Annotated in this window: 17 protein-coding genes; 13 read left to right on the forward strand and 4 right to left on the reverse strand. The window is 68.8% G+C overall.

Going from position 1 to position 17354, the window contains the following annotated elements; all coding sequences use genetic code 11:
• Nucleotide 1: 1 nt before the first annotated feature.
• Complete coding sequence (locus tag ACUDCK_RS15190) at nt 2–541, forward strand: peroxiredoxin (protein ID WP_064526030.1); 540 nt, start codon at nt 2–4, stop codon at nt 539–541.
• 16 nt (nt 542–557) lie between these two features.
• On the opposite strand, the gene ACUDCK_RS15195 is transcribed toward ACUDCK_RS15190, so the two are convergent.
• Nucleotides 558–2006 (reverse strand): CoA transferase, encoded by a 1449-nt coding sequence (locus ACUDCK_RS15195; RefSeq protein WP_081273531.1) that lies wholly within the window; start codon nt 2004–2006, stop codon nt 558–560.
• A gap of 302 nt (nt 2007–2308) precedes the next feature.
• On the opposite strand from ACUDCK_RS15195, the gene phrB reads away from it, so the two are divergent.
• Both phrB and ACUDCK_RS15205 read left to right on the forward strand, forming a co-directional pair.
• Nucleotides 2309–3727: a deoxyribodipyrimidine photo-lyase gene (phrB, locus tag ACUDCK_RS15200; RefSeq protein ID WP_175168006.1), complete on the forward strand. Its 1419-nt coding sequence runs from the start codon at nt 2309–2311 to the stop codon at nt 3725–3727.
• A gap of 168 nt (nt 3728–3895) precedes the next feature.
• On the forward strand, nt 3896–5587 hold the full coding sequence (locus ACUDCK_RS15205; RefSeq protein WP_175168007.1) for a methyl-accepting chemotaxis protein: 1692 nt from the start codon (nt 3896–3898) through the stop codon (nt 5585–5587).
• Nucleotides 5588–5644: 57 nt separating this feature from the next.
• Here the strand turns inward: ACUDCK_RS15205 and ACUDCK_RS15210 are convergent, their stop codons facing one another.
• Nucleotides 5645–5980: a hypothetical protein gene (locus ACUDCK_RS15210; protein WP_081273528.1), complete on the reverse strand. Its 336-nt coding sequence runs from the start codon at nt 5978–5980 to the stop codon at nt 5645–5647.
• Nucleotides 5981–6257: 277 nt separating this feature from the next.
• Here ACUDCK_RS15210 and ACUDCK_RS15215 point away from each other — a divergent pair, with 277 nt between their 5' ends.
• From ACUDCK_RS15215 to ACUDCK_RS15230, 4 genes are all read left to right on the forward strand, one after another.
• Complete coding sequence (locus ACUDCK_RS15215) at nt 6258–7937, forward strand: DUF1800 domain-containing protein (protein ID WP_420867716.1); 1680 nt, start codon at nt 6258–6260, stop codon at nt 7935–7937.
• A gap of 22 nt (nt 7938–7959) precedes the next feature.
• Complete coding sequence (locus tag ACUDCK_RS15220) at nt 7960–9162, forward strand: DUF1501 domain-containing protein (protein WP_054504303.1); 1203 nt, start codon at nt 7960–7962, stop codon at nt 9160–9162.
• A 126-nt stretch (nt 9163–9288) separates the two neighbouring features.
• On the forward strand, nt 9289–10491 hold the full coding sequence (locus tag ACUDCK_RS15225) for an MFS transporter (protein WP_064526025.1): 1203 nt from the start codon (nt 9289–9291) through the stop codon (nt 10489–10491).
• A 15-nt stretch (nt 10492–10506) separates the two neighbouring features.
• A complete protein-coding gene (locus ACUDCK_RS15230) occupies nt 10507–11001 on the forward strand; it encodes a glutathione peroxidase (protein ID WP_049074158.1) in 495 nt (164 codons plus the stop codon).
• Between the two features lie 100 nt (nt 11002–11101).
• On the opposite strand, the gene ACUDCK_RS15235 is transcribed toward ACUDCK_RS15230, so the two are convergent.
• Entirely contained in the window at nt 11102–11569 is a 468-nt protein-coding gene (locus tag ACUDCK_RS15235) for an Lrp/AsnC family transcriptional regulator (RefSeq protein ID WP_054504305.1), read from the reverse strand.
• A gap of 121 nt (nt 11570–11690) precedes the next feature.
• Between ACUDCK_RS15235 and ACUDCK_RS15240 the strand changes: the two genes are divergently transcribed.
• The 6 genes from ACUDCK_RS15240 to ACUDCK_RS15265 all read left to right on the forward strand — a co-directional run bounded on the left by ACUDCK_RS15240 (nt 11691) and on the right by ACUDCK_RS15265 (nt 15865).
• Nucleotides 11691–12590 carry a DMT family transporter gene (locus tag ACUDCK_RS15240; protein WP_116792670.1) on the forward strand — a complete coding sequence of 300 codons (900 nt, stop codon included), beginning with the start codon at nt 11691–11693 and terminating at the stop codon, nt 12588–12590.
• A 125-nt stretch (nt 12591–12715) separates the two neighbouring features.
• Nucleotides 12716–13414, forward strand: a complete 699-nt coding sequence (locus ACUDCK_RS15245) for a glutathione S-transferase N-terminal domain-containing protein (protein WP_054504306.1) — start codon at nt 12716–12718, stop codon at nt 13412–13414.
• A gap of 11 nt (nt 13415–13425) precedes the next feature.
• Complete coding sequence (locus ACUDCK_RS15250) at nt 13426–13890, forward strand: GNAT family N-acetyltransferase (RefSeq protein ID WP_054504307.1); 465 nt, start codon at nt 13426–13428, stop codon at nt 13888–13890.
• A gap of 41 nt (nt 13891–13931) precedes the next feature.
• Nucleotides 13932–14207: a lipoate protein ligase C-terminal domain-containing protein gene (locus ACUDCK_RS15255; protein WP_006385315.1), complete on the forward strand. Its 276-nt coding sequence runs from the start codon at nt 13932–13934 to the stop codon at nt 14205–14207.
• Complete coding sequence (locus tag ACUDCK_RS15260) at nt 14204–14980, forward strand: lipoate--protein ligase family protein (protein WP_175168008.1); 777 nt, start codon at nt 14204–14206, stop codon at nt 14978–14980. Before ACUDCK_RS15255 ends, ACUDCK_RS15260 begins: the two co-directional genes overlap by 4 nt.
• Nucleotides 14981–15046: 66 nt before the next feature.
• Nucleotides 15047–15865, forward strand: a complete 819-nt coding sequence (locus ACUDCK_RS15265; protein ID WP_064526022.1) for an RsiV family protein — start codon at nt 15047–15049, stop codon at nt 15863–15865.
• A 129-nt stretch (nt 15866–15994) separates the two neighbouring features.
• On the opposite strand, the gene ACUDCK_RS15270 is transcribed toward ACUDCK_RS15265, so the two are convergent.
• A protein-coding gene (locus tag ACUDCK_RS15270; protein ID WP_445659239.1) for an IS3 family transposase occupies nt 15995–17340 on the reverse strand; the annotation gives its coding sequence in 2 pieces (ribosomal slippage) (nt 15995–16873 and nt 16876–17340; 1344 coding nt in all).
• Between the last annotated feature and the right edge of the window lie 14 nt (nt 17341–17354).

Below are 17354 nucleotides of genomic sequence, written 5' to 3' on the forward strand. Positions count from 1 at the left end.
TATGAAGCGCCTTGCCCCCCTGTTCCTCGCCTGCGGCCTGCTGGCCGGCCCCGCCGCCCAGGCCGCCCTCAACGTCGGCGCGCCCGCGCCCGACTTCAGCGCCCAGGCCTCGCTTGGCGGCAATGTGTTCACCTTCAAGCTGGCCGAGGCGCTCAAGAAGGGTCCGGTCGTCCTGTATTTCTACCCCGCCGCCTTCACGGCGGGCTGCACCATCGAGGCCCATGACTTCGCCGAGGCCACCGACGAATACAAGTCGCTGGGCGCCACCGTCATCGGCGTCTCGGCCGACGACATCGACACCCTGAACAAATTCTCGGTCAGCGAATGCCGCAGCAAGTTCGCGGTGGCGGCCGACAGCGACGGCAAGATCATGAAGGCCTACGACGCGGTGCTGGACGCGCGGCCCGAGCGCGCCCAGCGCGTGTCCTACGTGATCTCGCCCGAAGGCAGGATCCTGTACGAATACACCAACATGAACCCCGAGGCCCACGTCACCAACACCATGAAGGCGCTGCGCGACTGGAAGGCCGGCAAGAAATAACGCGGCCGCGATGCCGTCAATTGAACGGCCACACCGTCGGATGCGTGCCGGGCGGGCTGGAAGGCCGGGTCCAGCGGGCCGGCGTGAGCGAGAACTGCGCGGCATGGCGCATCGCGATCAATTCGCCGAACCCCGATGCCTCCGTTTCCATCATGCCCTCGAAGCCTGGCATGGCGCGGTTCAGGCCGCCTTCGATGCGGCCCAGCGTGCGCAACCAATGCGCGGTCTGCGCCAGCGACACCTGTACATGCCAACTGCCGCCCTCGGTGGCCTGGCGCGCCAGCGCCACCTGTGCGCCGAACGCCATCAGGTAGCCCGAGGCGTGATCCAGGATCTGCATCGGCAGCGCCCTGGGCGCGTCCTGGCCAGCGGCCTCGGCCTCGGCATGGTTGAAGCCGGCGGCGGTCTGCACCAGCGAATCGAAGCCGCGCCGGCCCGCCCATGGGCCGGAGGCGCCGTAGGCGGACAGGGACACGTAGACGATGCCCGGCCGCAGGCGCGCCGCGTCCTGCGGACCGAACCCCAGCGCGGCCATGCCGCCGGGCCGATAGCCCTGCACCAACACATGCGCGCTGCGCAGCAGATTGGCCAGCGCGATGCGGCCGTCGGCGGTGTCCAGGTCGGCGTGCACCGACAGCTTGCCGCGGCTGGTGTCGATCAGGTTGGCGATATTGGGCAGGTGCGGCGAATTCACCAGCATCACGTCGGCGCCGTAGGCCGCCAACGCCCGGCCACAGACCGGGCCGGCGATGATGCGGGTCAGGTCCAGCACGCGGATGCCCTGTAGCGGGCGCGGATCGTGCCCATACTTGGGCAGGGGCCGCGGGTCGGCCTCGCCGATGCGCTCGACCGTCAGCAGCGGCTGAGCCGCGATCGCCTGCCCTTGGGGGTGGCGGTCCCATTCATCGAAACTGCGCATGGCGGTGACCACCATGCCTGCGTCCGCCGCCACCTGCTCGAAATCCTGCGCGCGCCAGCGGCCCAGCGCCTGCTCGACCGCTTCGCGGGTGGCGCCGTCGCCGGTCGGACAGCCCAGCAAGGCCAGGGCGCCGTCGCGATGGTGCGGAAAATTGGCGTGGATGCGGACCCAGCCGCCATCGCCGCAGCGATACACGCCAGTGATCGGATCGCGCGGATCCGGCGAGGCGCCGTTGATGAGGAAGTGGCTGCGGCATTCCTGCGCCGCGTGCAGCATGTCCACGCCAACCTGCTGCCGCTCGCCGCCGCGCAGATGCCACAACTCGGCCGCGGCCAGCGCCGCCGCCGCCATGCTGACCTGGGCCGCCGTCCCCACCGCGAATGAGGAGGGCAGCACCGGCTCGTTACCGATCAGCACCACGTGCTCGAGCGATTCACCGGGCAGGTCGAAGGAACGCCACAGATCCTGCAATACATCGCCTGGCGTCTTGGCGGCGGGTGCGCGTCCCCTCAGGAAGGACGCGCGGAAATCCATCAGATGTCCCATGGCGTTCATTTTTTGCTTTGTCGATAATTGGATTACATGGCGCGGGCCGCGGCGGCGTCAATAAGGCGGCGGCGCCAGCGTGTTTCATGGTTTGACCGCCGGCCGGGCGGCATCGCCCGGGCATCCGCCGTCCCCCCCCTGCGCCCGCTGGCGGCGCACGCGCCGTCACCGCCGTCACATCTACTCGTAGTTTTTACATGGTGTGGGCAGCCGCCCGGCTCGCGGAGGCGCCGCCGGGGCGCGATAGAATGCCTGCCTTTGCCGCGCCCTTCCCGCCGCCCCTTTCCGGAACGACCGCCCTCATGCATACCCTGATCTGGCTGCGCACCGACCTGCGCCTGCACGATAACCCCGCCCTGGCAGCCGCGGCGCAGGCGGGCACGGTCACTGCCCTGTTCATTGCCGCGCCGGGCCAATGGCGCCGCCACGGCGAGGCGCCGGCCAAGGTCGACTTCTGGCTGCGCAACCTGCGCGAGCTGTCGCGGGACCTGGGCCGCCTCGGCATTCCGCTGAAGCTGCTGACGCTGGACACCTGGGACCAGGTGCCCGAAGCGCTGGCCGGTTTCTGCCGTGAACACGGCATCGCGCAGGTGCACGCCAACACCGAATGGGCCGTCAACGAGCGCCGCCGCGACGACGCCGTGGCGCAGCGGCTGGCCGAGGCCGACATCGACTGGCACCTGCACCACGGCGCCTCGCTGCTGCGTCCGGGCACCGTGGTGACCGGCAAGGGCGACTGCTACCGTGTCTACACCCCATATGCGCGCGCCTGCCGCGAACGCCTGCGCAGCGCCCCGCTGCGCGCGACGCCGGCGCCCAGGCCGCAGGCCGCGCCGGCCTGGCAGGCCGACCCGCTGCCCGACGCGTTCGACGGCTACCCGCCCGCCAGCGACGCCATCCGCGCGCTGTGGCCGGCCGGCGAGACCGCGGCGGGCGAACGACTGGACGCCTTCGTCGATGGGGTCATCGACGCCTATCGCGACGAACGCGACTTCCCCAGCCTGCCGGCCACCAGTTGCCTGTCCCCGTACCTGGCCGCCGGCGTGCTGTCGCCGGGCCAGGCCCTGCGCGCGGCGCAGGCGGCCAACCACGGCGAGCTGGAGAGCGGCAATGCCGGCGCCGCCACCTGGATCAACGAACTGCTGTGGCGCGAGTTCTACCAGCATCTGCTGGCGGCCTGCCCCGAATTGTCGATGCACCGGCCGATGAAGCCGGAAACCGCCGCGGTGCCGTGGCGCGACGCGCCCGACGACCTCGCGGCCTGGCAGCAGGGCCGCACCGGCCTGCCGATCGTCGACGCCGCCATGCGCCAATTGCTGGTGCTGGGCTGGATGCACAACCGGCTGCGCATGGTCACGGCCATGTTCCTGTCCAAGAACCTGCTGATCGACTGGCGCCTGGGCGAGGCCTGGTTCATGGCGCACCTGGTCGACGGCGACCTGGCCGCCAACAACGGCGGCTGGCAATGGAGCGCGTCCACCGGCGCGGATTCCGTGCCCTACTTCCGCGTTTTCAATCCGCTGTCGCAATCGCGCAAGTTCGATCCCCGCGGCGTGTTCCTGCGCGAATGGCTGCCCGAGCTGGCCCACCTGGACGACAGCGCCATCCACGATCCCAGCCCGATGGAACGCGCGGCGGCCGGCTATCCCCTGCCCATCGTCGACCTGGCGCAGAGCCGCCTGCGCGCGCTGGAGGCCTTCGGCAACCTGCCCAAGGCCTGAGCCGGCCGGCCAAAAATCGTCCATCACATCACGGCCCCGCCCGCTTGCGGCCGTTTACGTTTCGCATCGTTTCAAAATATTTTGATGTAGATCAACCCGGCGATATCGCCCGTCCCCGATGATCCGGCAGCAGCAACACGCCCCCGCCCATCAGAGGACGAAAGACGCATGCGCAACAACCAGCCGGTCTACGACAAGGAATACACGCTTCACGACGAGCAGTACCTGATCTCGCGCACCGACGCCCGCGGCCGCATCATCTACGCCAATCCCGCGTTCGTGGAGGTCAGCGGCTTCGCCCGCGAGGAACTGGTGGGCGCGGCCCACAACATCGTGCGCCACCCCGACATGCCGGAAGAGGCGTTCGAAGACCTGTGGCGCACCATCCAGCGCGGCGAATCCTGGACCGGCGTGGTCAAGAATCGCCGCAAGGATGGCGGCTTCTACTGGGTGCTGGCCAACGTCACCCCCATCATCGAGCGCGGCGAGACGGTCTGTTATGCCTCGGTGCGGGTCAAGCCGACCCGGGCCCAGATCGACGCCGCGGACACGGCCTACCGGCAACTGCGCGCCGGCACCGCGCGCGGCTTCAGGCTCAGCCGCGGCCAGGTCAAGCCGACCGGCCTGCGCGGCGTACTGGCGCGTCTCAAGATCTGGCGCCTGACCGGCGTGCGCTCGCGCATGCTGGCCTGGGCCATGCTGGCTTCGACGCTGTTCCTGGGCGCGGCCGGCGTGGCGCTGTGCGGCATGCTCGACCGCATGAGCACCGAGGAGATCGCGCTGGCGGCGGCCATGCTGGCCGGCGGCGTGATCCTGATCTTCGCCTCGGGCTGGGGCTTTGCCCGCTCGATCACCGGCCTGCTGGTCACCGCCACCGACTTCACGCGCCAGATCGCCGCTGGCAACCTCAGCACGCCGCTGCCCCCCGCCAGCATCCGCGACGAGATCGGGGCCCTGAAATTCTCGTTGGAAGTGATGCGCAAGAGCCTGGTCAGCATCACCCGCGACGTCCACAGCGGCATCGAAAGCGCGCTGACCTCGGCCGCCGAAATCGCCGATGGCAATGCCGACCTCTCGGCCCACACGCAGCGCCAGGCAGCCTCGCTGGAGGAAGCCGCGGCCAGCATGGAACAACTGGCGTCCACGGTGAAACAGACCGCCACCAACGCGCACGGCGCCGACCAGATGGCCAACCAGGCGTCCGACGTGGCCAAGCGCGGCGGCGAGGTTGTGGACGACGCGGTGCGGGCAATGCAGGGCATCGTGCAAAGCACCGCGCGCATCCGCGAGATCGTCGGCATCATCGACGGCATCGCCTTCCAGACCAACATCCTGGCGCTCAATGCCGCAGTGGAAGCGGCCCGCGCCGGCGAGGCCGGCAAGGGTTTCGCGGTGGTGGCCTCCGAAGTGCGCAGCCTGGCGCAGAAAAGCGCCACGGCAGCGCGCGAGATCAAGGAACTGATCGAGGCGTCGAACCACAAGGTCGAGGACGGCGTGCGCCACGTCGAGCGCGCCGGCGAGGCCATGCTCGACATCGTCGGCTCGGTGCAGCAGGTGACCCAGATCGTCAACGAGATTGCCGCCACGTCCAACGAGCAGCACACCGGCATCGACAACGTCAGCCGCACCATCTCGGAAACCGACAGCGCCGCGCAAAGCAACGCGGCGCGGGTGGAGCAGGCCAGCCTGGCGGTCGACAACCTGCGCACACGCGGGGCCCAACTGCGCCACGCCATCGAGGTGTTCCGCATCGCGGGCGCCCAGACCGTGTTGCCCAAGCGCGCCGTCGCGCCCGTGCCCGCGGCGTTGATCACCGCGCCCCGGCAAGGACAACCATTGCTGGAACGGCGTCCCTCATAGCCCCGGCGCCGGCGTGGATTCGGGCGCGGACCCGGCCGGCCAAGCGGCAATAGCGGGTCACTCTTGCGGCGCGGCGGCCTCCTTGTCGAGCCGCTTGATGAATACCAGCAATTCCTTCTCGACCTGCTTGTCGCCGCGCGCCTGCGCGGCCTTCAGGCCCGACTCCCAGGCGGCGCGGGCGCCAGCCTTGTCGCCGCGGCCGAGGCAGGCCTTGCCCAGCCACTTCCAGGCCACCGAGTAGGCCGGATCGAACACCAGCGAGGCGCGCAGATGCGTCTCGGCGTCGCCGTAGCATTCCTGCTCGGCGTAGGCCTTGCCCAGCGAGAATCGCAACAACATATTGTCGGTGCCTTTGGCCAACATGGTTTCCAGTCGATCGATCATTTCCCGCATGCCCGGCCTCCTTTGCGCCGCTTGCGCTGACTGCGATGGCACATGATAGGCCGCGGACCGCCCATCGGCGGCAATGGCCCCGCGCCGCGCAGGGAAAGCGGCGGCGCATTGCACAAGCATCGGTTTCCTTGCGTTTCAAGCAGCGCCGCGACGGGAATGGCGGTGCGACTATCCTGTCACATGCTCAGACTCGGCCGCAACGCGCGCGGCCGACCCTGACCGCCTGCTGAAGGCAGGCCGCAACCGTCAACCCGCAAGGTGCCGCTTCATGCCGAACATGCGCCTTTTCCCGCGTCGCTTTTTCCCGCGCCTCCTTTTCCTGCGTCGCTTTTTCCTACGCCGCCTCTTCCTGCGCCGCTTCTTCCTGCGTCGCCTCGCGGCCCGGCGGCCGCCATTGGCGGCCCTGGCGCTCGCCGCGCCCCTGCTCGCCGCCCCCCTGCTGGCCGCGGCCCCTGCGACGGCCGCGCCGCCCACCGCATCCAGACCCGCCGCCGCCACCGGCTCCGAGGCCCAGGCGCTCGAGGCCGCGCTGGTCAACCGCATCACCTGGGGCGCCACCCCCGCCGAGCTGGCGCGCATGCGCCAACTCGGCCCGCAGCGCTACCTGCAGGCGCAGTTGCATCCCGACCCGAAGGCGCGCCTGCCCGCCGCCGTGCAGCAGCGCATCGACGCGCTGTCGATCTCGCGCCAAAGCGCCGAGGACGCGCACGCCGAACAGCGCAGCCTGCGCCAGGGCGCCAAGAACGCCGCCCCCGACGCCAGCCAGCAGGCCCAGCGCGACGCCCGCGCCATCTCGCGCCAGCGCGCCGACGACACCGCCAGCCGCGCGTTCTACCGCGCGCTGTACTCGCCCAACCAGTTGCAGGAACAGATGACCTGGTTCTGGATGAACCACTTCAACGTCTACGCGGCCAAGAACGACATCGGCACCTACATCGACCAGTACGAGGAACGCGCCATCCGCCCGCACGCGCTTGGCAAGTTCCGCGACCTGCTGGCGGCCACGCTGCGTTCGCCGGCGATGCTGGCGTACCTGGACAACACCCAGAACGCCGCCGGGCACATCAATGAAAACTACGCGCGCGAACTGATGGAGCTGCACACGCTGGGCGTCAAGGGCGGCTACACGCAGGCCGACGTGCAGGAACTGGCGCGCATCCTCACTGGCCTGGGCATCCACAACCAGGACGGGCCGCCCAAGGTCCGGCCGGCGCTGCGCGATCAGGTGGCGCTGGACGGCCTGTTCCTGTTCAACCCGGCGCGCCACGATTACGGCGACAAGCGCTTCCTGGGGCACACCATCCGCGGCGCCGGCCTGGCCGAGGTCGACGAGGCCGTGGACCTGCTGGCGCGCCATCCCGCCACCGCGCGCTTCATCAGCGCCAAGCTGGCCGCCTACTTCATGGGCGACGCGCCGCCGGCCTCCGTGATCGACAAGATGGCCAAGACCTTCCAGGCCAGCGACGGCGACATCGCCGCCACCTTGCAGACGCTGTATGGCTCGCCGGAATTCACGCAGTCGCTTAAGACGGGCGTGTTCAAGGACCCGGTGCATTACGTTTACTCGGCACTGCGCCTGACCTATGCCGACCTGCCGCCCATCGTCAACCCGCGGCCGGGCCTGGCCATGCTGCGGCAACTGGGTCAGCCGTTGAACCAGCGCCTGACGCCCGACGGCTACCCGCAGGCGCAGTCGGACTGGGCCGGCTCGGGCCAGATGACCGCGCGCTTCGAAGTGGCGCGCGCCATCGCCGCCGCGCCGCAGGCCTTCTATCGCGAAGGCGACGACAAGGGGCCGGTCGAACTGCCGCGCCTGCCCGAGCTGTTGCGCGAGAACGCCGGCGACGGCCTGTTCGCGCGCCTGTCGCCCGCCACCCGCGACGCCATCGCGCAGGCGAAGAACCCCAGGGACGCCAACACCTATCTGCTGGCCTCGCCCGAATTCATGCGGCGCTGAGGCGCCGCGGGAGAAACCCATCATGGACCGCCGCCGCATCCTGCAACTCCTGGCCTCGGCGCCGCTCGTCTTCGGCGCCAACCGCCTGTACGCCGCGCCGGCCGCCGCCGGCAACAAGCTGCTGGTCGTCTTCATGCGCGGCGCCTACGACGCCGCCAGCCTGCTGGTGCCGGCCGGCAGCGACTTCTACTACGAGTCGCGCCCGAGCATCGCCATCGCCAGGCCCGGCAGCGGCGCCGGCGCCGCGCTGCCCCTGGCCGACGGCTGGGCCCTGCACCCGGCGCTGGCCGACAGCCTGATGCCCTTCTACCAGAAGCGCCAGTTGGCCTTCGTGCCGTTCGCCGGCACCGACGACACCAGCCGCAGCCACTTCGAGACCCAGAACCGCATCGAACTCGGCCAGGGCGCGGCCCGCGACAGGAACGGCGACTTCCGCTCGGGCTTTCTGAACCGCCTGGCCGCGACGCTTGGCGGCAAGGACGAACAGGCGGCGGCCTTCACCTCCGAGGTGCCGCAGATCTTCCGCGGCGCCGAACGCGTGCCCAACATCGACCTGGGCGGCGCGGCCCGCAAGTCGCGCCTGTCCGAGGCCGACAACCGCGCCATCGCCGCCATGTACCAGCACACCGACCTGGGCGCCTCGGTCGCCGAGGGCCAGCGCATCATGGGCGCCACGCGCGCCGAACTCGACGCCGAGATGGAGGCCGCCAGCGGCAACGCCGTATCGGCCGACAGGCTGGAACAGGAAGCGCGCCGTATCGGCCGCTTCATGCGCGACCGCTACAACCTCGGCTTCGTCGACGTCGGCGGCTGGGATACGCACGTCGGCCAGGGCGGCGCCAGCGGCATGCTGGCCAACCGGCTCGGCCAGTTGGGGCGGGCGCTGGCCGGCTACGCCGATGCGATGGGTCCGGCCTGGAAGCAGGCCACGGTGGTGGTCATCAGCGAATTCGGCCGCACCTTCCGCGAGAACGGCAACAAGGGCACCGACCACGGCCACGGCACGGTCTACTGGGTGATGGGCGGCAACGTGCGGGGCGGGCGCATTGCCGGCCGCCAGGTCGCGGTCAGGCGCGACACCCTGTTCCAGGACCGCGACTATCCGGTGCTCAACGAATACCGCGCGCTATTCGCCGGCCTGTTCTCGCGCCTGTACGGCCTGAGTCCGGCGCGGCTGGCGCAGGTGTTCCCGGGCATCACGCCGCTGGACCTGAAACTGGCCTGAACTAAGGGTATACCCGTATCGGCAACAGGGATTTGCGCCGGCGCGCGCGGGCCGCTGCTCTAAAATCCACGCTCCCTTCCCTGCCGCCGCGGCCCCGTGCGTCTCCGGCCCTCTCCCCGCTTTTACATGCCCCTGCATCTCATCGCGCTCGCCGCCGCCGCCTTCGGCATCGGCACCAGCGAATTCGTCATCATGGGCCTGCTGCCCAACGTGGCCGCCGACCTCGACGTCAGCATCGACATCGCCGGCCTGCTGATCACGGGCTACGCCATGGGCGTGGTGATCGGCGCGCCCATCATGGCCATCATCACCGCGCGGCTACCGCGCAAGGCCACGCTGATCGGCCTGGCCAGCACCTTCGTGCTGGGCAACCTGCTCTGTGCGCTGGCGCCCGGCTACGCCACCTTGATGGCGGCGCGCGTCTTCACCGCCTTCTGCCATGGCGCCTTTTTCGGCATCGGCGCGGTGGTGGCGGCCGACCTGGTGCCGCGCCACCAGCGCTCCAGCGCCATCGCGCTGATGTTCACCGGCCTGACGCTGGCCAACGTGCTGGGCGTGCCGCTGGGCACCGCGCTGGGCCAGGTGGCGGGCTGGCGCTCGACCTTCTGGGTGGTCAGCGGCATCGGGCTGGTCGCGGTGGCGGCGCTGGCGGCGTGGCTGCCGGGCCGCATCCCGATGCAGCCCGGCAACATCCTGCGCGAATTCCGCGTGCTGCGCGACGTGCGCGTGCTGTGGCCGCTGGTCGCCAGCGTGCTGGCCTCGGCCGCGCTGTTCTGCGTGCTGACCTACATCGCGCCGATCCTGCGCGACATCACCGGCGTGTCAGAACGCGGCGTGACCGGCGTGCTGCTGCTATTCGGCGTGGCGCTCACGGTGGGCAGCACGCTCGGCGGCAAGCTGGGCGACCGCAATCTGGAAGTGTCGCTGCGCCGCATCTTCCTGGGCCTGCTGCTGGTGTTCCTGGCGCTCAGCCAGGCCATCCACGCGCTGGCGCCAATGCTGGTGATGACCTTCATCTGGGGCACCCTCGGCTTTGCCGTGGTGCCGCTGCTGCAGACGTTGATCGTGGACCAGGCGGCCGAGGCCCCCAACCTGGCCTCGACGCTGAACCAGGGCGCCTTCAACCTGGGCAACGCCGGCGGCGCCTGGCTCGGCAGCCTGGCGCTGGGCCACGGGCTGCCGCTGACCGACCTGCCGTGGATGTCGGCGGCCATCACCGCGGCGGTGTTGCTGCTGACCCTGTGGGGCACGCGCTACTATGGGCGCCACGCCGGGATGGCGCAGCCGCCGCAAACCGGCGCGCTGGCCTCGTCCCGTTCCGACGCCTGACCCCAAGGAGCCCGCATGAGCACGATCTACGATTTCTCGGCCCGCGACATCCACGGCGCCGACCAGCCGCTGGCCGCCTACCGCGGCCGGGTGCTGCTGGTGGTGAACGTGGCCTCGAAATGCGGCTTTACGCCGCAGTATTCGGGCCTGGAAGAGCTGTACCGCGCCCTGCGCGACGACGGCCTGACGGTGCTGGGCTTCCCGTGCGACCAGTTCGGCCGCCAGGAGCCGGGCAACGAGGCCGAGATCCTCGACTTCTGCACCACGCAGTACGACATCACCTTCCCGCTGTTCGCCAAGATCGACGTCAACGGCGCCAACGCCGACCCGCTGTACCGCTGGCTCAAGGGCGAGAAGCCCGGCGTCTTCGGCACCGAGGGCATCAAGTGGAACTTCACCAAGTTCCTGGTGGGCCGCGACGGCCAGGTGATCAAGCGCTACGCCCCCACCGACACGCCGGCCGGGCTGAAGGACGACATCGTCCGCGCGTTAGCCGCGCCGGCCGCCTGACGGCTGCCAAGCCGGCAGCCGCGCCCGGATCCTGGCGCCGCCACAGGACGTGCCGCGCTGGCCTTCGCGCCGGCGACGCGCCCGATTCCGCCGTGCCCGTTCAACGCAACGGCGGCAGCCGGCGGCGCACGGTGTGCGCCTTGACGATGGCGGTGTTGGTCTCGGCGAACTCGGTCACGCGTTCCAGGATGCCGTCCAGATGCGTGATCGAACGCAGCACCACCCGCGCGATGAAGCAGTCATCGCCGGTGACCTTGTCGCATTCGACGAATTCCGGAATTTCCTGGATCAGGCCCTCGACCCGCCGCAACTGCCCGGGCAGCGGCCGGATGCGCACGATGGCCTCCAGCGTGTAGCCCAGCGCCACCGGATCGACGTCCAGCGTGTAGGCGCGGATCACCCCTGATTCCTCCAGCCGCCGCAGGCGGTCGGCCACGCTCGGCGCGGACATCCCGACCTGGCGCGCCAGGTCGGCGGTGGTGGTGCGCGCATTGGCCGTCAGCATCTCCACCAGGCGGCGGTCGATGCCGTCCAGGACCGGACTTTCATTTTTTAGGTCATTCTGCATAAATTCCACCTGAACGAAGGTTCAAACACAAAACTGCCGCAGCAACATCATATAACCGTGCTGATCGGCCTGGGATAATTTCTCCATCGAATCACGGACCCATGGTCCCCTGGAGCCTTCCATGTCCCCCTCATCCGATCGCATTGGCCTGGCCCAGATGGCCGCCGCCATGACCCTGTCCGGCACCCTGGGCGTGTTCGTCCTGGAATCCGGCCAGAGCGCCTGGAACGTGGTGTTCTTCCGCTGCGTCTTCGGCGCCCTGTCGCTGTTCCTGTATTGCTGGGCGCGCGGCCTGCTCAAGCCCGGCCTGTTCACGGCCCGCACTCTGGCGCTGGCCCTGGCCGCCGGCGCCGCGCTGGTGCTGAACTGGGTGCTGCTGTTCTCGGCCTACCGCCTGGCCTCGATCTCGCTGGCCACCGCCGTCTACAACGTGCAGCCCTTCTTCCTGATCGGCCTGGGCGCGCTGTTCCTGGGCGAACGGCCCACGCGCGGCAAGCTGGCCTGGTCGGTGATCGCCTTCGCCGGCCTGCTGCTGGTGCTCAAGCTCACCGACCACAGCGGCGGCGACGCCTATCTGTCGGGCCTGCTGCTGGGGCTGGGCGCGGCGGCGCTCTACGGCGTCACTGCCGTCATCGTCAAGCGCCTGAAGGGCATCCCGCCGCAGGTGCTGGCGCTGGTGCAGGTGACGCTGGGCGCGGTGATGCTGCTGCCGATGGCCGACTTCCAGGCGCTGCCCGCGGCCCCGCTGCAATGGGGCTACCTGGTGGCGCTGGGCCTGATCCACACCTGCCTGATGTACATCCTGATGTATTCGGCGATCCAGAAGCTGCCGACCACCTCGACCGCCGCGCTCAGCTTCATCTATCCGGCCGTGGCGATCCTGCTGGACCTGGTGGTGTACGGCCACCGCATGGACGCCACCCAGGTGCTGGGCGTGGCCATGATCTTCCTGGCGGCCGCCGGCGTCAGCCTGAACTGGCAGTGGCGCCTGCGCGGCGGCGCCCGGCCCGGCGCCGCCTGAACGGGGCCGGGCGCCAAACCCGCACCGCGCCCCCGGGTATTCGGCCGCCCGCCCGGGGCGCCGCTATCATGGACCTTCCGATCCGCCGGCAGTGGCCGGCGGCGCCAAGACGCTGAGGAATCCCCATGATCGATCTCTATTACTGGACCACCCCGAACGGCCACAAGATCACGATTTTCCTGGAAGAAGCCGGACTGCCTTACGAGATCCACCCGGTCAACATCAGCAAGGGCGACCAGTTCAAGCCCGAATTCCTGGCCATCGCGCCCAACAACCGCATTCCGGCCATCGTCGACCAGCAGCCCGCCGACGGCGGCGCGCCGCTGTCGCTGTTCGAGTCCGGCGCCATCCTGCAGTACCTGGCCGAAAAGACCGGCCGCTTCCTGCCCGCCGACCTGCGCGGCCGCGCCGAGGTCTCGCAATGGCTGTTCTGGCAGATGGGCGGCCTGGGCCCCATGGCCGGCCAGAACCACCACTTCTCGGGTTACGCGCCCGAGCGCATCCCCTACGCCATCGAGCGCTACGTCAAGGAAACCAACCGCCTCTACGGTGTGCTGAACAAGCGCCTGGCCGACCGCGAGTTCGTCGCCGGCGACTACTCCATCGCCGACATGGCGTCCTACCCCTGGATCGTGCCGCACGCCAAGCAGGGCCAGGACCTGAACGACTTCCCGCACCTGAAGCGCTGGTTCGACGCCATCGCCGCGCGCCCGGCCGTGCAGCGCGCCTACGCGCTGGCCGACAAGGTCAACACCGCGCCCTCGGTCAGCGACGACGAGTCGCGCCGCATCCTGTTCGGCCAGACCGCCCAGAACGTGCGCTGAGCGAGGCCGCCATGACCGATTCCCCGCTGCGGTTCCGCCGCGCGCGCCTGGGCGACCTGCCCGAGATCGTGGCCATGCTGGCCGACGACGAACTGGGCGCCAGGCGCGAAGATCCCTCGATTCCGCTCAACCCCCGCTACACTGCGGCTTTTGCCGCCATCGAGCAGGACCCGAACCAGTTCTTCGCGGTGGTCGAACGCGACGCGCGCCTGATCGGCTGTTTGCAGTTATCGTTCATACCCGGCCTGTCGCGGCTGGGCCAATGGCGCGGACAGATCGAAAGCGTGCGCATCGCCTCGTCGGCGCGCGGCCAGGGCCTGGGACGCGCCATGTTCGAGTGGGCCATCGAGCAGTGCCGGGCGCAGGGATGCGCCATGGTGCAACTGACCACCGACCGCGCCCGGCCCGACGCCCGCCGCTTCTACGAAAGCCTCGGCTTCGTGGCCAGCCATGACGGCATGAAACTGAGCCTGTAGCGCCGCCTCCGGCGCCAGGCCTGATACATAAAGGAGCGCCCATGCACGGCGAATACAAAGTCCCCGGCGGCAAGCTGGTGGTCGCGGACCTGGAAGTCCGCGACGGCCGCCTGGCCGATGTCCGCATCAGCGGTGATTTCTTCCTGGAGCCGCCCGAGGCGCTGGAAGCCATCAACCGCGGCCTGAACGGCCTGCCGGCCGACGCCGGCGAACTGGAGCTGGCGCTGGCGGTGCAGTCGGCGCTGCCGCCCGACACCGAAATGTTCGGCTTCTCGGCCGAGGCCGTGGCGGTGGTGCTGCGGAGGGCGCTGGCATGACCCGCACCGACTGGAACGACTACGACTGGCAACTGATCCACGAAGCGCCGCAACGCCCCGCGCTGCACATGGCGCTGGATGCCGTCATCACCGACGAAGTCGGCGCCGGCACCCGCCCGCCCACGCTGCGCATCTGGGAATGGTCGGCGCCCGCGGTCGTGATCGGCCGCTTCCAATCGCTCAAGAACGAAGTCGATCCCGAGGGCGCCCGGCGCCACGGCATCGAGGTCGTGCGCCGCGTCAGCGGCGGCGGCGCCATGTTCATCGAGCCGGGCAACAGCATCACCTATTCGCTGAGCGCGCCGCAGGCGCTGGTGCACGGCATGAGCTTCCAGGAAAGCTACGCCTTCCTGGACGCGTGGGTGCTGCAGGCCCTGCAGGGGCTGGGCATCAAGGCCTGGTACCAGCCGCTCAACGACATCGCCTCGGACATCGGCAAGATCGGCGGCGCCGCCCAGGCCCGCCGCGCAGGGGCAGTGCTGCACCACGTCACCATGTCGTACGACATCGACGCCGATAAAATGGTGGAAGTCTTGCGCATCGGGCGCGAGAAGCTGTCGGACAAAGGCACCACCAGCGCCAAGAAGCGGGTCGACCCGCTGCGCACCCAGACCGGGCTGGCGCGCGAGGTCATCATCCAGCGCATGGTGGACACTTTCGCCAGCCTGCACCGGCTGACGCCGGGCCAAGTGGGCGCGGCCACGCTGGCGCAGGCCGAGGCTCAGGCCGCCGAGAAGTTCTCCACGCACGAATGGACCGCGGTCGTCCCCTGAGGCGCCGCGGGTTTGAGTCGGACGGTCGCGCCCGCGGGCGCGGCCGGGTTTTCTGGAGGTAGTTCAATGCGTCTTCCCCGCAAGCCGCGCGGCCTGTCCGCCGCGGGTTTGGGAGCCGTCCTGCTGGCCCTGGCCGGCTGCGGCAGTTCGCCCCCCGCCAACATCACGCTGGACTCGCCGACGGCGGCCGCCAGCACGGCCACGCCCGAGAAGATCGGCGACCTGGCCACCGAGCGCATCAAGTGGGCGTCCAACAAGCCCGATTGCAAGGGCGACTGTCCTCGCATCGAAATCGACAGCGTGGCCTTTCCCGGCATCCCCAAGCTGACCGCGCTGGTCGACCACGTACTGGCCTACATGACCGGCACCGACGCCAATCGCCGCGGCCCGTACGAGACGCTGTCGGAATACACGCAATATTTCTGGTCCACCGCGCGGCCGCGCGACGCCACCTACTTCAAGGCCAGCGTCAAGGACACCGTGGGCGACATCGTCTCGATCGAGCTGCACACCGAGCAGTTCCTGACCGGCGCCGCGCACGGCATTCCCGCCACCCAGTACCTGAACTGGGAACGCAGCCGCGGCCGCGTCATGGCGCTGGACGAAGCGCTGATTCCCGGGCGCCGCGCCGAATACGTCGCCGCGTTGCGGCAGGCGCACGCCAAGTGGCTGGCCGGCAATGCGGACGCCAAGCGCGACCCGGCGGCCTACAACAAGATGTGGCCGTTCCAGGAAAGCGACAACTTCGCGCTCACGCGCGACGGCATCGTGGTCAAGTACGACGCCTACTCGATCGCCCCCTACTCGCATGGCGAACCGGAACTGAGCATTCCGTACTCGGACCTGCGCGGCATCCTCAAGCCGGAACTGCTGCCCAAGTCCTGAGGACCCGCGCGTTCCGGCCGGCGGCGCCGGTGGCCGCCATCCGGCCGTAAGCGACGCGGCCCGCCCACTCCGCGGCCCGAAATCGAAACCGCCCCTGTCTGAACTGACCCCCAGAAGTTGGACAGTCAGCTAAAGCCCGAAGGCCTGAGCTCGGTATTGCACCGGGCTCAGGCCTTTTAGCTTGAGCTTGATGCGATCGTGATTGTAGTAACGGATGTACTGTCGAATGCCGGCTTGCAACTGCTCGATGCTTTCGAAGCGATTCAAGTGGAAGAACTCAGCCTTGAGCGTGCCGAAGAAGCTTTCCATAGCGGCATTGTCCAGGCAGTTTCCCTTGCGTGACATGCTTTGCGTCACCGATCTATCTGCCAGCATCCGCCTGTAGTTCTGCTGCTGGTACTGCCAACCCTGATCGGAGTGCAGCACTGGACGCTCCGTCGGCAGCAGCCGCGCCAGCGCCTTCTTCAGCATGCTGCCCACGAGCTTGAACACCGGCCGGCGGCTGGTCTCGTAGGCCACGATCTCGCCGTTGTATAGGTCCATCACCGGCGACAGGTACAGCTTCTCGCCTCGTACGTTGAACTCGGTCACATCGGTGACCCACTTTTGGTTCGGACGCGCCGCCTCGAAGTCGCGCGCCAACACGTTGGCCGCCACGTGGTGCGATTGGCCTCGGTAGGACCGGTACTTCTTGGCGCGCACCAGCGACTTCAAGCCTAGCGCCTGCATCAGCTTCTGCACGGTCTTGTGGTTCACTAGCTCACCGGCCTGGCGCAAGACCGCCGTAATCCGGCGGTAGCCGTAGCGGCCCTTGTGACGGGCGTAGACCGCGCTGATGCGCTGCTTGAGCTCGGTGTACGGGTCCACGGCTCCGAACGACTTCAGGTGGTAATAAAACGTGCTGCGCGACAGCTTGGCGACGCGTAGCAGTAGTGCCAGCGGATGCTTGGGCCTTAATCCTTGGACCACTTGCGCTTTCCAACCAGCGCCCGGGTCTTCTCCGCTTCGATCAAGGCCTTCATTTTTTTTAGGTAATCGTTCTCCGCGCGCAGATAGGCCAGCTCTTGCTCGAGTTCTTCCTTGGTCATGTCCTTGGACACCGGCTCTGGGGGGTACTTATGCGGCATGCTTGCTCCTCGGCGCTTGCGCGCCAGCGCCTCTATACCCCCAGCATCATACTGGGCGCGCCATTTCGTAATGTGCCCTGTATGACGAATCCCCAGCAACACCGCTGCCTGCGTGTCCGACAGACCTTCGCGCCGGATCTTGATCAGCACCGATTGTTTGAAGGCCGCGCTGTACGAGCCAGATTGCCTGCGCAACCCGTTAACGCCATGCGCTCGAAAACTCCCGACCCAGCGCCGCACCATTGAGTGCGGCACTTCGTATCGGCGCGCCACCGATTTGAAGCCGTCCGTGCCTTGCAGGTACGCCTGCACCACTTTGATCTTGAATTGCTCTTCATACTTCGCCATGTAAAAACCCCCGA

Source organism: Achromobacter sp. CF-sbj1-Ac2-l, assembly GCF_052698165.1.